Source organism: Hymenobacter sp. HDW8, assembly GCF_011305775.1.
GTDB classification, from domain to species: Bacteria; Bacteroidota; Bacteroidia; order Cytophagales; family Hymenobacteraceae; genus Hymenobacter; species Hymenobacter radiodurans.
In genome coordinates this window covers 1,971,229-1,984,785 of record NZ_CP049907.1, presented here as the reverse complement: position 1 = coordinate 1,984,785, position 13,557 = coordinate 1,971,229, and the positions used below count along the sequence as shown (strand labels likewise).

11 protein-coding genes are annotated in these 13,557 nt (G+C 53.3%); 7 read left to right on the top strand and 4 right to left on the bottom strand.

Features of this window, described 5'->3' with window-relative positions:
* Nucleotides 1-5: 5 nt before the first annotated feature.
* On the bottom strand, nucleotides 6-1,067 hold the full coding sequence (locus G7064_RS08150) for a hypothetical protein (protein WP_166073199.1): 1,062 nt from the start codon (nucleotides 1,065-1,067) through the stop codon (nucleotides 6-8).
* A gap of 134 nt (nucleotides 1,068-1,201) precedes the next feature.
* Nucleotides 1,202-2,101, bottom strand: coding sequence for a sulfatase-like hydrolase/transferase (locus G7064_RS08145; protein WP_240731622.1), 900 nt, complete (start codon nucleotides 2,099-2,101; stop codon nucleotides 1,202-1,204).
* A 243-nt stretch (nucleotides 2,102-2,344) separates the two neighbouring features.
* Between G7064_RS08145 and G7064_RS08140 the strand changes: the two genes are divergently transcribed.
* From G7064_RS08140 to G7064_RS08120, 5 genes are all read left to right on the top strand, one after another.
* A complete protein-coding gene (locus G7064_RS08140) occupies nucleotides 2,345-2,998 on the top strand; it encodes a lactate utilization protein C (RefSeq protein ID WP_166073197.1) in 654 nt (217 codons plus the stop codon).
* Nucleotides 2,973-3,755, top strand: coding sequence for a UDP-2,3-diacylglucosamine diphosphatase (locus G7064_RS08135; protein ID WP_133271781.1), 783 nt, complete (start codon nucleotides 2,973-2,975; stop codon nucleotides 3,753-3,755). Before G7064_RS08140 ends, G7064_RS08135 begins: the two co-directional genes overlap by 26 nt.
* Complete coding sequence (locus tag G7064_RS08130; RefSeq protein ID WP_166073196.1) at nucleotides 3,715-4,680, top strand: hypothetical protein; 966 nt, start codon at nucleotides 3,715-3,717, stop codon at nucleotides 4,678-4,680. Before G7064_RS08135 ends, G7064_RS08130 begins: the two co-directional genes overlap by 41 nt.
* Nucleotides 4,681-4,972: 292 nt before the next feature.
* Entirely contained in the window at nucleotides 4,973-6,133 is a 1,161-nt protein-coding gene (locus tag G7064_RS08125; RefSeq protein WP_166073195.1) for a zinc-dependent alcohol dehydrogenase, read from the top strand.
* Nucleotides 6,134-6,518: 385 nt separating this feature from the next.
* Nucleotides 6,519-8,993: a S8 family serine peptidase gene (locus G7064_RS08120; protein WP_166073194.1), complete on the top strand. Its 2,475-nt coding sequence runs from the start codon at nucleotides 6,519-6,521 to the stop codon at nucleotides 8,991-8,993.
* Nucleotides 8,994-9,131: 138 nt separating this feature from the next.
* On the opposite strand, the gene G7064_RS08115 is transcribed toward G7064_RS08120, so the two are convergent.
* Entirely contained in the window at nucleotides 9,132-9,944 is an 813-nt protein-coding gene (locus G7064_RS08115) for a M57 family metalloprotease (RefSeq protein WP_166073193.1), read from the bottom strand.
* Between the two features lie 967 nt (nucleotides 9,945-10,911).
* On the opposite strand from G7064_RS08115, the gene G7064_RS08110 reads away from it, so the two are divergent.
* Both G7064_RS08110 and G7064_RS08105 read left to right on the top strand, forming a co-directional pair.
* Nucleotides 10,912-12,510 (top strand): stage 0 sporulation family protein, encoded by a 1,599-nt coding sequence (locus G7064_RS08110; RefSeq protein WP_240935814.1) that lies wholly within the window; start codon nucleotides 10,912-10,914, stop codon nucleotides 12,508-12,510.
* 2 nt (nucleotides 12,511-12,512) lie between these two features.
* Complete coding sequence (locus tag G7064_RS08105) at nucleotides 12,513-12,992, top strand: gliding motility lipoprotein GldH (protein WP_166073191.1); 480 nt, start codon at nucleotides 12,513-12,515, stop codon at nucleotides 12,990-12,992.
* Between the two features lie 188 nt (nucleotides 12,993-13,180).
* Here G7064_RS08105 and G7064_RS08100 read toward each other — a convergent pair whose 3' ends face one another.
* On the bottom strand, nucleotides 13,181-13,375 hold the full coding sequence (locus G7064_RS08100) for a cold-shock protein (protein ID WP_084446316.1): 195 nt from the start codon (nucleotides 13,373-13,375) through the stop codon (nucleotides 13,181-13,183).
* Nucleotides 13,376-13,557: the final 182 nt, after the last annotated feature.

The window sequence follows — 13,557 nt, the reverse complement described above, 5'->3', positions numbered from 1 at the left end:
CCTAATTACTCTAGTCCTTTGACATTCGTGTACTTCTGGCCATTTCTAATTCCCGCACGCACGATACTGCGCTCAAAGTCTTTGGAGTTATTCAGCGTTTTATAAAACTCATCCAGATACCTGACAGCGAAGGCTTTCTCGTCATTATCCAGATAAGGACATAATAGATACACATTATAGATGGCTGGTCGGCGGGAGTTGAACAGCTTAATGACTTCGGCATACGTTTCCGGTGGGAAGTCGTAACCCCGAAAAAGCCGTTGCCGCACCGAGGTGATACCAAGCTGTGCAGGTGGCTCGGCATAAGGCGCCATTACTATGCCGCTATAATCAAAATCATACGCCACTGGGACGGGTTTTGCTTGCTGATTTATGCTCAGCATTCGGATGTTGTGCCGATAAGGAACTGACCAATCCGTGTTCCCTATCATGTACTGAAAGAGCGCAAGCGTAGCCATATCCTTCTGATTCATGTGCTCCATGCCGATAAAAAACTGCTTTGGAACTAGCGTCGCATCGTTGCGCGCGGCCATGGCTTTTGCCTCTTCCAGAAAGAAGGCGTAATAGATGTCGGCTCGGCCTTTACGGGCGTTATCTTGGTAGGTAATGCGGCAAAGCCTTACCCGAAAGCTCTTGTCGGTCAGGAGATTGTAAACCTTATACACCAGATATTCTCGCAATGTATAGGTGTCACTCAGGCAATGTGTGATGAGTTTGAGCTCCTTTACTTCTCCAAAAGGCGAACCTAAGATGTCCGGTGGAAAGCTTACCAGCAAAGGCGGAAACCCACATACTGTAGGGTCTTTGCGCCGGTTTCCACGCACCTTTACCTGCACAGCCACCGTTTTGAGGGCAGCAGCCGTATCCCGATACGTAAGTAGTGCCGGATGGAAGCCTGGGGTAGCCCCACGGTCCTTCAAAACGCTCTGCAGCGGTAGCGCAAGCGTAAGTTCTACTACTTCGTTCCTGGCAAAGAACGGGTTTTCGCTGGTGCTGACAGATACTTTTTCCTGCTTACCGGCCGGAGTAATTTGGGGCTGGTAAGTAAGCAGGCTTAGGCTTGCCAAAACCGATAAAATCCTGACTATCACAGCGAAATGCCATATTATAGCAAAGGAGGTGAATGCACTGCCTGACTAAGTGGCTACCAGTTGCGTACAAGCTGCTTATTGCGTCAAAGTACTCTGAATATAGCTGATTATCAGCGCTTAAACAAGCTTTCGATTACCTTTCCCTGACTTTGCTCCAGCGGAAAGCCCAGCAGAAAGGCTACCGTAGAAGGCACGTCGGGCTGGGTATATTTTTCGGTAAGCGTGCGGCCTCGTTTAAAGTCTGGTCCAAGAGCTAGCAGGCTAATATGTCGGCACCCTTCACAATCGTCCCCATGGTCCACGAACCCTCCATCAATACCATCAAGGTGTCGGCCGTGGTCATTGGTGATAAGTAAAGTAGTCGTGTTTCTGTAGGTTTTATTCTTTTGCAGAAAGTCGTAAAGCTCGCCTACATATTTATCGTCGCGCGCTATGCCACGTAGGTAATTCTCCCAATTGGCGGCGTGCGCGTAGCCATCGGGTTCCATAAAGTTGATGAGTACCAGATTGGGCTTGTGCTGGGTCAGAATGCGCTTAGCGGCTACCAGTGTCAACGAATCGGCGCGGTAGCCACTGCCGGGGCCACTTATACCGCAGTCGACGGAGGGTTGAAACTGATCTTTCCATTCCGGGTTTAGGGTATTAGCCAGAATGTGCAGCTTGTCTTTACTGGTAATGAGCCAAGCCGCCGTTGCAGGCTTGCCGGTAGCTTTGCGCCAAATCTGAAATATGGATGGCTGTTGCGGAAACTCAACGTCAAAGTTGTCGATGGGCTGATTGATGCCTGTAGTTAGAGCGGTGTGGCCGGAATTGGTGTAGGTAAAAGCGTTGTTGTAAAAGTTAGAAAAGAAGACGCCCCGGGGCTTCAGCCGTGTAGCCATCTGAGGAATAATGCCGGGAGTGGCGCCCCAGGTTTCGGAATACCGAGGACCATCAATGACTACGATAATCACGTTTTTGGTGCGCAGACCTTTCTTTGCGGGCGGGGGGGCAAATGAGAAGAGGAGCAACAGCCAAAGGAAAATAGCATACCGCCACCAGCTGCTGCCAAGTGCTAAAGGGCTTTGTTGTGCACGATTAATAAAGAAAGCCATGGCGTTTGCCTGAATAAAGAGCGTTTTTGCTTTCGATAATATGGGGTAAGAAATTGAGGATAGATGCTATATAACTGGTAATCAATATATAAAATAATCGCCACTTGTCCAATAGAGAATAAGGCGTTGCTTGGTTTGACTCTGCTACCTTTGCCTATCATGTCTGATACCTCCCGCGACCGTATGCTGCGCCGCATCCGTGAGGCGCTGCTGCAACCGGCGCCCCAGCCGGCTGCTCCCGATTTTTCTGCCCCGCTGCATCCTCCTCTGACCGATGATCTGGCCATCCACTTTGCCCAGAGCTTTGCTAGGGTCGGGGGGGCTTTTTATTACTGCGAGTCAGAAGAGCACTTCTTCGATCAGCTTTTCGTCTACAAAAAAGACATGCAGCTGGATAACCTCTTTGTGTGGGAGCCGGAGCTGAAAAAGATGCTGCACGAAGGCGGCGTGGCCTTTAGCGGCGACGAAGCCAACTTTATTAAGAAAGCCGATGCCGGCCTTACTACCTGCGAAGCGCTAGTGGCCCGCACGGGCAGCATCCTGGTAAGTGCCGCTTCGGCCGCTGGTCGCCGCCTGAGCATTTATCCCGATCAGCATTTGGTATTGGCCCGCACCTCTCAAATTGTGCCCGACATTGGCGATGCCCTGAGTGTGGTAACCAAGCGCTACGGCGACCGGCTGCCATCCATGATTTCGCTGACTACGGGTCCCAGCCGCACGGCTGATATCGAAAAAACGTTGGTGCTCGGAGCGCATGGTCCGCGTAGCCTCGTGTTGTTTTTGTTGGATGACGCGCCCCTTGCAACTACCTGATCTAGCGCTGCCGCCCGGCCGCAAGGTGTATTTCGCCTCCGACTTTCATCTCGGCGCCCCCGACGCCGCTAGTTCTGCCGCGCGGGAGCGCCGTATTGTGCGCTGGCTCGACACGGCGGCCCAGGATGCGGGCGCTATTTATCTGCTGGGGGACATTTTCGACTTTTGGTTTGAATATCGTCATGCTGTGCCGCGCGGCTTTATCCGTTTGCAAGGCAAACTAGCCGAGCTCACCGATGCGGGCCTGCCTGTTACCTTTTTCACTGGCAACCATGATATGTGGATGTTCGACTACTTTACCAAAGAGTTGAATATTCCCATTTTGCGCCACCCCGTAAGCCAGCGCATTGGCAATCAGCTGTTCCATATTGGGCACGGCGACGGGCTAGGACCCAAAGACCACACGTATAAAGTACTCAAACGCGTATTCGCTAGCCCCGTGTCGCAGTGGTTGTTTGCGCGTTTGCACCCAAACTTCGGCATTGGATTAGCCAACAAATGGAGTCGTCGTAGCCGAATCCAGAACGCGGCCGCCGATGAAAAGTATTTTGGCGAAGATGAGTGGCTGCTCGTTTACTGCCGCGAGCTCGAGCAGCATTACCACCACGACTACTACGTTTTTGGCCACCGCCACTTGCCGCTCGATGTGCCCGTAGCGCCCGGTAGTCGCTATCTTAACCTGGGCGAGTGGGTCAATTATTGCTCCTATGCCGTGTATGACGGACACGATCTGGCTTTGCAACATTTTGAGCAGTAGACGCTTTCTGGGGGGCAAATTGCTGAGTTTGCTCGTGCTGCTGTTGTCGCTGGCTGGTGGCTCCCTGCAAGCGCAGACTACCGCGCCTCGGGCGGGCTCCGTCGTGCCGCCTTCCCGCACTGCGCCTGATTCAGTGAATAAAGGCAAAATTGCCCCCCAGAGCGCCGTTACATCGGCTACCAATGGCTGGACGCTGGTTCGCACCATTAGTCTGCGTCAGCCCGGCGCGGCTTCCCTTGATCGGCGCGGCAACCTGTATGTAGCCGATGCCCAAGATAATATCCACCAGTACGGACCCGATGGCCAGCCGCTTAATGTGTATTCGCCGCCATTGCCCGGCCACACAGCTCAACTCGAGGCGTGGAATGTGTCCAAGATTATGGCCTTTTATGACGACCGTCAAGAAATTCGCCTGCTTGATCGGTTTTTGGCCCCCATCACCCAAATTCGCCTTGGCGACTATTTCGATGGCCTCGTTCGGGTTGCTACTCTAGCCCCCGACGATAAGCTGTGGCTGCTCGACGAAAGCGACCTGACCCTGCGCCAGTTCGACCCCACGGTCCAGCGCTTTGGACAAAGCACGCCCTTGGATCTGATCATTGGCCGGAGCAAACCCGATTTTCGCTTCCTGCGGCAGTATCAGAATAATTTATACCTCGTGGACCGCACCAGTGGCATCTTTGTGTTCGATAACCTGGGCAATTACCGCAAAAAGCTGCCTTTCACTGGCCTGAGTACCGTAGGCTTTCGCGGTGATGAGCTATACTATCTGGCTGATGGAGTACTGCATCTCTTTCAACTCTATACCCTCGCCGAACGCACTCAGCCACTACCAAAAGTAGAAGGCCCCATGAACCAGGTATTGCTGGGAGAGCAATTCGCGTATCTGCTGACGCCTACGTCAGTGTTGGTTTACAAGCTCTGATCGATTCTAAGCAGGGGTAGAGACGCGGTACTTTGCATCTCAAACGTCGCGGTCGTTACTTGGATTAATGGCGCGGTTCCCATTGTTTGATAATTAGACGGGAATACGTGTCTATTCAACCTTTCTGCTTTGATGCCGAAAGGTTTTTTTGTGTCGATGTGCTAGTCTCTCTGCTAACCCTTAGACCTGAATAGAGCAACCTGAGCTGGAATCTGCCCGTTAAGCTTTCTACTACATAGGCGCTTCGTAGCGCTTGCTGACCTCCTTATTTTTCCAACCCAACCCTATCACTATGAAAGCACTCGTGTTTCACGGGATGAAAGATGTTCGCGTTGACAACGTGGATGATCCCAAAATTGAAGAAGCTCGCGACGCCATTATCCGCGTGACTAGCACTGCTATTTGCGGCTCCGATCTTCACATTTATAATGGCGGCATTCCGCAGCCCCGTCCCATGGTGCTCGGTCATGAGTTTATGGGTATTGTGGAGGAAGTAGGCAAAGGCGTCGGCAACCTGAAGCGCGGCGACCGGGTAGTAGTGCCCTTCCCAATTGCGTGCGGTACCTGCTTCTTCTGTAATCACGAGTTGCCCGGCCACTGCGAAAACTCAAATCCTGATCATTATGGCCCCGAAGGTGGCGTAATGACTCAAAAAGGCGGTGCCCTATTCGGCTATACGGACATATACGGTGGCTACAACGGCGGACAGGCCGAGTACGTGCGCGTTCCCTACGCCGACTACAGCCCCCGCGTAATTCCGGATAGCCTCACCGATGAGCAGGCCTTATTCCTGACTGATATTTTCCCCACAGGCTACTCTGCCATTGATTGGGGCGAAGTAAAAGGTGGCGAGTTCGTTGTAATTTTTGGGGCCGGCCCGGTCGGAATTATGGCTGCCAAATCAGCCTGGCTGCGCGGCGCGGCACGAGTGCTGATTGTCGATCCGCTGGAATATCGCCTAGATAAAGCCCAGCAAACGGCCCACTGTGAAGCCCTCCTGTGGCACGATCACAAGCAGGTAGTAGAAGTAATCCGTGACCTGACCGGCGGCCGGGGTGCTGATGTTTGTGTGGAAGCTGTCGGCTTTGAGCCAGTGCGCAGCCTCGCAGACCGTGCTAAAGCAGTTATCAACTTTGAGAAAGGCTCGATGAAGGTGCTGGAAGCTTGCATGAGCGCGGTGCGTCGGGGTGGTATTGTATCAGTGGTAGGCGTGTATGGTTCGCCCTACGACAATTTTCCCTTGCATCAGTTCTTCGATAAAGGCATCACCCTGCGTGGGGGACAGGCACCTGCTCAAAAGCACATAGATAAGCTACTTAAATATGTGGTGGACGGCAAGGTGAAGCTTGATGATATCATTACGCACACTTTGCCTTTGAGCCAAGCGGCACACGGCTACGATATCTTCCGCAACAAGAAAGACAACTGCGTAAAGGTGGTGCTCAAGCCATAGTTGCGTAATTATTCGTCTAAGAAAAGAAGCGCCCATCAGCAATGATGGGCGCTTCTTTTATGCGCTTGGAAAGATGAAAAAGCCCCCCTTAACGCAAAAGTTGAACACGAAGGAGTCGGCAGGATTCTGCCTATATTGGGTCAGGAACATTAACCTAAATCGGGCCGCGCCCGCTGCTACTCTATACGTTCGGTGCATGGGGAATAACTACGAATCTAGCACATACAGATTGGTAAGTAAAAGCGGGTTCTGGCTGTTGTGGCTACTGTGTCTGCCGGGTGTTAGCTCGGCTCAAGACCGCATATCAGCTCAGAGCACACCACCGCTGAAGTTGGCCCCACCGCTCAAAGCAGCCACGGTACAGTCGGCGACTACATCGTACCGCGTGAGTGTACAATCTGTCGCTGAGTTTAATGCTTGGATGCGCCTGCAACTGCCTTCCGTGCGTGTAAGTCGGCACGCTGCGCCTGGCGACACTTATACGTTGGATGGCGTAAAAGCCCCCCATTTAGCTGAGTTGCTTGCTTGTCCTTGGGTAACTTTTGTGGATGTGCCCAGCCGGCGTGCCCGCGAAGAGCGCCCCCTTGACAACTCTGACTTAGTTACCAATACTATTGCCCCGCTGCATGCTCGCTTTCCAAGTCTGGCCGGTCAAGGAATGACAGTATCAGTGAAAGAAAGGCCATTTGATCCGACTGATATTGATTTTCGGGGCCGAGTTGCCGTCGGCGAATCAACTACGCAGGCAGTGTCGGCACATGCTACGGCCATGGCCACGCTCATTGCGGGCGGCGGCAACTCGGCCCCGTCGGGCAAGGGTGCCGCCTGGCAGGCTGGCCTTATTAGCGCCGACTTTAGTGAGTTGATGCCTGACGACGGGGGGCGTTTAACCCAAATGGGAGTGTCGGTTCAAAACCATTCTTATGGCGTCGCTATTGAGAACTATTACGGTCTAGAAACCCGAGCTTACGATGCGCACGCCACCAGGTATCCGCAGTTGGTGCACGTTTTTTCCTCCGGCAATGATGGCAATAAGACCAGCCCCAGCGGTCGTTATGCCGGCTTAGCGGGTGTAGCCAACATAACCGGGCAATTCAAGATGTCGAAAAACACCCTGAGCGTGGGTGCCACCGATAGCCGCGGAAACGTAGTGCCACTGAGCTCGCGTGGCCCGGCGTATGATGGGCGCGTGAAGCCCGAACTCGTCGCGTATGGCGCCGATGGCTCCTCCGATGCCGCAGCATTGGTTTCGGGAATGAGCCTGCTGGTACTGCAAGCCTATAAGGAGCAGTTGGGGGGCATTTTGCCCCCCGCAGCCCTTGTAAAAGCAGTACTACTCAATAGCGCCAACGATACCGGACGCCCAGCCATAGATTTTGAAAGCGGCTATGGCCAGGCCGATGCGCTGGGAGCCGTGCAGACAATTCGTGAGCGACGGTTTTATACGAACTCAGCCACACAGAATTCTGAGCGGGTATTTACTGTCACGGTGCCGGCTGGTAGCCCTGAGCTGAAGATAACGCTGGCCTGGCATGACGCCGCCGCTGCTCCTGACGCAGAGCAGGCACTCATCAATGACCTCGATTTAGAGCTGTTTCGCCCAGCCACCAAGCAAAGGTGGAAACCTTGGGTATTAAGCCATTTTCCGCACCTAGATTCTTTGACGCTGCCCGCCCGCCGCCGCCCCGATCATCTCAACAACGTAGAGCAGATTACAGTAGTAGCGCCGGCGGCGGGGGTGTATGAACTGCACGTGCGAGGGTTTTCGGTGCCTCAGGGGCCGCAGGCGTTCAGTGTAGCGTATGAGTTTGGGGAAACCGGTTTTGCTTGGCTTAATCCGCTAGCCGGCTCCACCTTTAACCCGGGTAGTACGCAGGAGCTACGCTGGCAGTGGGCGGGTGCTACCACCACGGCGCGCCTCGAATATCAGCCTGCTGGCAGTACCGCGTGGCAGGTAGTCAATCCGACGGTGGAGTTAAAAGCTGGCTTCACTACCTGGACGCCTCCCAGTGCTGCCGCCGCTCAATTACGAATGGTGACGCCCACTGGCGTATACCCTTCCGAGACGTTCACGATTCATGCACCGTTGAGATTGCAGGTCGGTTATGCTTGTCCGGAAGAAGCGCTACTGCACTGGTCGGCTGTGCCCGGCGCTACCGAATACCAACTCTACAGTCTGAGCGCCACCGGCTTGCAGCCTCTGCGAAGAACCCGGGATACGGTAGCTATTTTGCCCGCAACTGAGCTGCCATTCCGTTATTTCGCTGTAGCGCCAGTACTGGGGGGCAAAATGGGGGAGCGAAGCCCCAGTGTAGAATACAGCCAGCAGGGAACAGGCTGCTACGTCCGTTCTTTCATCCCGCGCCAAGCTGTTACAGACACGGTTTTGCTCGATCTTGAAATTGGCACCGCTTACGGTTTGAACAGCATCAGCCTGGAGCGCCAAGCTCCCGATGGCAGCTACCAAACGCTACAAACCATCGCCCCTGTACAGGACTTGCAATTTGCCTTTCCAGACCTAGCGCCCAACTCTGGCCTCAATCACTACCGGGTGCGGCTGAATACGGTGGGGGGGCAAATTTTTTATAGCGCACTAGAAGCCGTGCAATATGCACGCACCGGGGAACTGCTAGCCTATCCCAATCCGGTGCAGGCAGGCGAATCTCTCCAGCTCATCACGAGTACTACAGGTGCCGTCCATATTCAACTCTACGATGTGCTTGGCCGCTTAGTCCGTGAAGCCACCGCTACTGGCACCATCAACCCATTTGATACCAGTGGCTTGCAAAGCGGGACTTACCTCGTGCGAGTGACACCAGAAAACGGTCCTAGAATGACGCAGCGTATTGTTGTCCTTTAAAGCGCAGCAGTTTACATGAACTTAAAGACAAGAAGCCCCGACTCCACTGGAGTCGGGGCTTCTTGTTTGCATCCGTTCAAGATACGTTTAACTAATGATGCGTACGGGCATCGGTTCTAAGCCAGTGGGTGGGACCGGCTAGTACAGGTAGCGAAGAGCCGTACGGTCGTTGGCGTTGAAGTAGCGGTTAGCACCAGTACCAATGCAAGCGAGCATCCAAGAGTTCGGATCGGCGCCGCTTGGAGTGCCAGGGATAAGGATAGCGCCTACTGTGCTGGCTCCCTCGTTGGTGTACTGACCGCCGCAGCTATAGCTCCGGTCCATGTAGTCGGTGTGGCGGAACCCAATGCAGTGACCAACTTCATGGGCCAAAATAGTAGCCAAGTAGTTCGTATTTGGGTTAGAGCCAATGGCAGCTGTGTTTACCTGCACACGGTTGTAAGCATTGCCGCCCGATGGGAAGCCAGCCGAAGCCAAGTAGGTAGAACCAGCAGGAGCGGCCGTCAGCAAGATGCCATAGTTAGACGACACGCGCTGGAATCGAATCAATAAGCCCTCGGCATTATAGCGACGAATAGCTTCGTCAACGGCAGCTACATACGTAGAAGGTAGGCTGGTAGAAACGGCAATGCCAATCGTGCGGCCCGAGCCTACGCTTACCAAGTTATTGGTGCGGTACTGCTCTTCTTCGCCCACACGGAGCATTTTGTAATCGGGCTTGCTATCTAAGTCAGCATCCGTAAGCATAATGTCGCCCTCTACGAGGTAGCCATCATTTACGCGCTGAGCATTCTGAGTGCTAAGGCCTAGGTCTTGAATCTTGGATTTAACTTCTGCTGAAATTTCGTCTTTGGCGACTACTTGGTTACCATCTTCTTTTTGGCAAGAAGAAAGGGCTAATACCGAGCAGGCAAGCAGGGTAAGCGAAGAGAGGTAATTTTGGATTTTCATACAGAATGGAATGGATTTGGGTGAAAATGGGTGGGAAATGAACGGATGCGGTAAGCGGGAAATGTTCAAAAAATTCAAAAAAGCCAGGTTGTGATTTTGCATAGAAATCCCCGGCTGCTTTCCGAAAGCGGAAAAACACGATGGAAAACCAGAAAATGGATAGCCAGGTAGCTCAGTGAAGGCTACAGCCAAGAACTATGTATAAGCAGACGGTGCTTACGCAGCAGCCATCAGCGTTATACAAGCAGAAAAAACAGGGAGGGGAGGGACTGGGGGGCGAAGTTGGGCTTCGCGCCACAGGGCTAAATTAATTTGTAACCGGAGCGGCAGACAAGCCGAACAGACAACGCGCGGGCGACTCGGCCGAACTGAGGCGGTGCGCTTAGCAGAAGCAGTAAGTAAAATAGGGTCCATAGTACACCTTATATCGAGCGAGGAGTTTCGCGCGATGGTACTGTTGCCGGAAAGGTGTGGGTTGGTAGGACGGGTGAGAATCAGAATAATCTAATTCTGACTGGTTGTACGAATATATATAAATAAGGTGATGATGTGAAGAAAGAAAAATTGAAAATATTCACTGTAATATCATATGTGTCTGATAATCTGCAAGATTATTTTATAAAAAAAGTGTCAGAAGTATAATAGTCATCCTCATCAATCGGGATTTGGGGTAGCTACCACAGACACTCAGTATTTCGGTCGCAACAGCTGAACAGTAATCTGAGGGCTTTTGCCGTTCTTAGCCTATCGGGTACTGGCTTGCAGCTTTAACTAATGCAGTCATTTATTCTGGTTGATGAGAATAAAATGGCGCTCTGGTTGTTAAGGTCGCCGATATAAGATAGGTTAGTTGCTTCTGGATAGCGCCTGTTGACAGGTCCGAAAGCACGCCTTCTAAATGCCTATCTTTGTTCATAATGGTTTTCGTGCGGATGTTACTGCCGCCTCACTATATATACTTCAAGCCGTGGCTTGCACTTCATGTTCCTCCGGTGGGGGCTGTTCTACAACTGCTAAGGGCTGTGGCTCTAAGGGCAGCTGTAGCTCCGGCTGTACCCGCCTCAACGTATTCGACTGGCTTCAGGACGTAGCCCTGCCCAGCGACTTTAAAGAATTTGACATTGTAGAAATCCGCTTTAAAGGCGGCCGCAAAGAGTTCTACCGCAATAAAACCCGCTTGCCCTTGGTTACGGGCGACGCCGTGGTAGTAGAAGCTGCCGGCAACGGCTGGCACCTGGGCCACGTGTCGCTGAAGGGCGAGCTGGTGCGCCTGCAAATGCGCAAGAAAAAGGCTGAAGTAGACGCCAAAGACATGCGCAACATTTTGCGGGTGGCTACTGAGCAGGACGAAGAACGCTGGCAAGCCGTGCGCGACCTTGAAACGGGTACTATGTTTCGGGCGCGCTCGGTAGTGGAAGAGCTACGCCTTAAAATGAAGCTTTCGGATGTAGAATATCAGGCCGACCGTACCCGCGCTACCTTCTTTTACTCCGCCGAAGACCGTGTTGATTTTCGCGACCTTATCCGCCGCCTCGCCGACGAGTTTCGGGTGCGGGTAGATATGCGGCAAATCTCGCTGCGCCACGAGGCCGGTCGTCTGGGGGGCATTGGCTCCTGTGGCCGCGAGCTATGCTGCTCTACCTGGCTCACCGATTTTAAAAGCGTGAGCACCACGGCGGCCCGTTATCAGAATCTGAGCCTGAACCCAGCTAAGCTTTCGGGTCAGTGCGGACGCCTTAAATGTTGCTTGAATTACGAACTCGATACCTACCTCGACGCCCTTAAGGATATCCCGCAAGTACAGCGCCCCCTATTGACGGAAAAAGGAGAGGCCTTCTTGCAGAAAACGGACATATTCAAAAAAAGAATGTGGTTTGCTCTGCGCGGCGACAACAACTGGGTAATGCTAGACGCAGAGCGCGTGCGCGAAATTCAGGATATGAATAAGCGCGGCGAAAAACCCGAGAATCTACTGCCGCCCGTTAAGGAAGAGGAGCGCGCGCCCGAGGTTTCGGCCCATGTGGAAGGCAACCTCGACCGCCTCGACGACAAGATAAAAGGGGGCAAGCGTCCTAAGCGCCGCAAGAAGAAAGAAGGTGCAGAGGGCAGCACACCAGTGACTGCCGCGCCTGCTCGGACGGCCGTTTCAAAGTCGGCGCCTGATGCTTCCAGCGGCATTGAAGTGCCCGCGGCTTCTTCTTCCGACGAGGCCCGTCGGCCACGTGGAGCAGCTGCCCGGCCCCTCAATCGGCGCAACAACCGCTCACGTTCTGAAGGTGGCCGCACCGGGGAAGCACGCTCCGACAACAAGCGCCCAGACATTCCCCGTCCCGAGGGCAGCGTTGCGGCGCCGCGCCCCCCACGCGGCGAAAATCGCCCCCCACGCGAAGGAAGCTCTCGTCCTGCCGGTGATGCCAATGTTAATCGTGACGCCAATGTTCCGCGGGAAGCTAATGCCAACCGCGGCGGCCGCGAAAATCGCCCCCCACGGCGCGGTCCTCGACCCCCGCGCCCCGGCGGTGGCGAAGGCAACACTGGTACTACTCCTACGCCCACAGCCTCTTAAGTATGCGTTTGTTCCTCCGACTGTGGCCGGTGCTCTCGCTATTGGTGCTGGCCGCCTGCGACTCGAACCAAGTATTCGAGAAGAATGCCGACTTCGACAACTTTACCTGGACCGTGCAGGAAAAGCCTGCGTTTGAGTTCGAAATTCAGGATACTACCCAGCGCTACAACATCAGCTTTAATGTTCGCAACGCTTCCATGTACGGCTACTACAATCTGTATGTGAAGCATCAACTATTCGGTCCGGATGGCAAACCGCTATCGGCGCTGCTGCACCAAATGATTCTTATGGATCCGCAGTCGGGCGAACCCCGCGGCAAAGGCACCGGCGATATCTACGACCACCAGTTTCTGGCGCTGCGCAATCAGCAGTTTCGGCAACCCGGCACCTATAAAATTGTGCTCGAACAGTACATGCGCCAAGACCAGCTGCCCGGCATTATGGCCGTAGGAGTGCGAGTAGCGAAAGCTGAAACAAAATAGATGATCTAACAGCACGAAAAAGCCCCCCAGCCATACGCTAGGGGGCTTTTTTGTGCTTGTTCATTAGAGCCATAATGCCATGCATATGAATGGCAAGGATGCCACCAGGAAAAACAAGCCACAAAAAAATCCCGTCTCAGCAAGAGCTAAGACGGGATTCAGAGTGCAGCGTTAGCTGTCCGAAAGGACTATTGTACGATGCGCACGTTTACGGCGTTCAGGCCTTTTTTGCCTTGCTGAACCTCAAACTCTACGCGGTCAGTATCGCGGACAGGCTGCATGAGGCCGGTAGCGTGAACGAAGATGTCCTCGCCCCCGCCGTCGGGTGTGATGAAGCCAAATCCTTTGGTTTCATTGAAAAATTTTACGATACCGGTGCTCATGATAAAAGAAATGTGGTGAAGAATGGGGTAAAGATAGTGCTAATTCCGGTTTATGTTGGTCAGCTTCAGCTGCAACATTATCTGGAAGCTAAGAAAGCGTGGTAAAACGGGGGCATTATTAGTTGCCAAACGATATAAAATATGGCTTAGAATTAAATAAGACAGCGTTTTACGTCAACTTT

Bases quoted from the DNA above. Each gene is read 5' to 3' on its own strand.
- G7064_RS08105 (WP_166073191.1), top strand. From the start codon at position 12,513: ATGCGTTTGTTCCTCCGACTGTGGCCGGTGCTCTCGCTATTGGTGCTG.
- G7064_RS08115 (WP_166073193.1), bottom strand. From the start codon at position 9,944: ATGAAAATCCAAAATTACCTCTCTTCGCTTACCCTGCTTGCCTGCTCG.
- G7064_RS08125 (WP_166073195.1), top strand. From the start codon at position 4,973: ATGAAAGCACTCGTGTTTCACGGGATGAAAGATGTTCGCGTTGACAAC.
- G7064_RS08100 (WP_084446316.1), bottom strand. From the start codon at position 13,375: ATGAGCACCGGTATCGTAAAATTTTTCAATGAAACCAAAGGATTTGGC.
- G7064_RS08140 (WP_166073197.1), top strand. From the start codon at position 2,345: ATGTCTGATACCTCCCGCGACCGTATGCTGCGCCGCATCCGTGAGGCG.
- G7064_RS08130 (WP_166073196.1), top strand. From the start codon at position 3,715: ATGACGGACACGATCTGGCTTTGCAACATTTTGAGCAGTAGACGCTTT.
- G7064_RS08135 (WP_133271781.1), top strand. From the start codon at position 2,973: ATGACGCGCCCCTTGCAACTACCTGATCTAGCGCTGCCGCCCGGCCGC.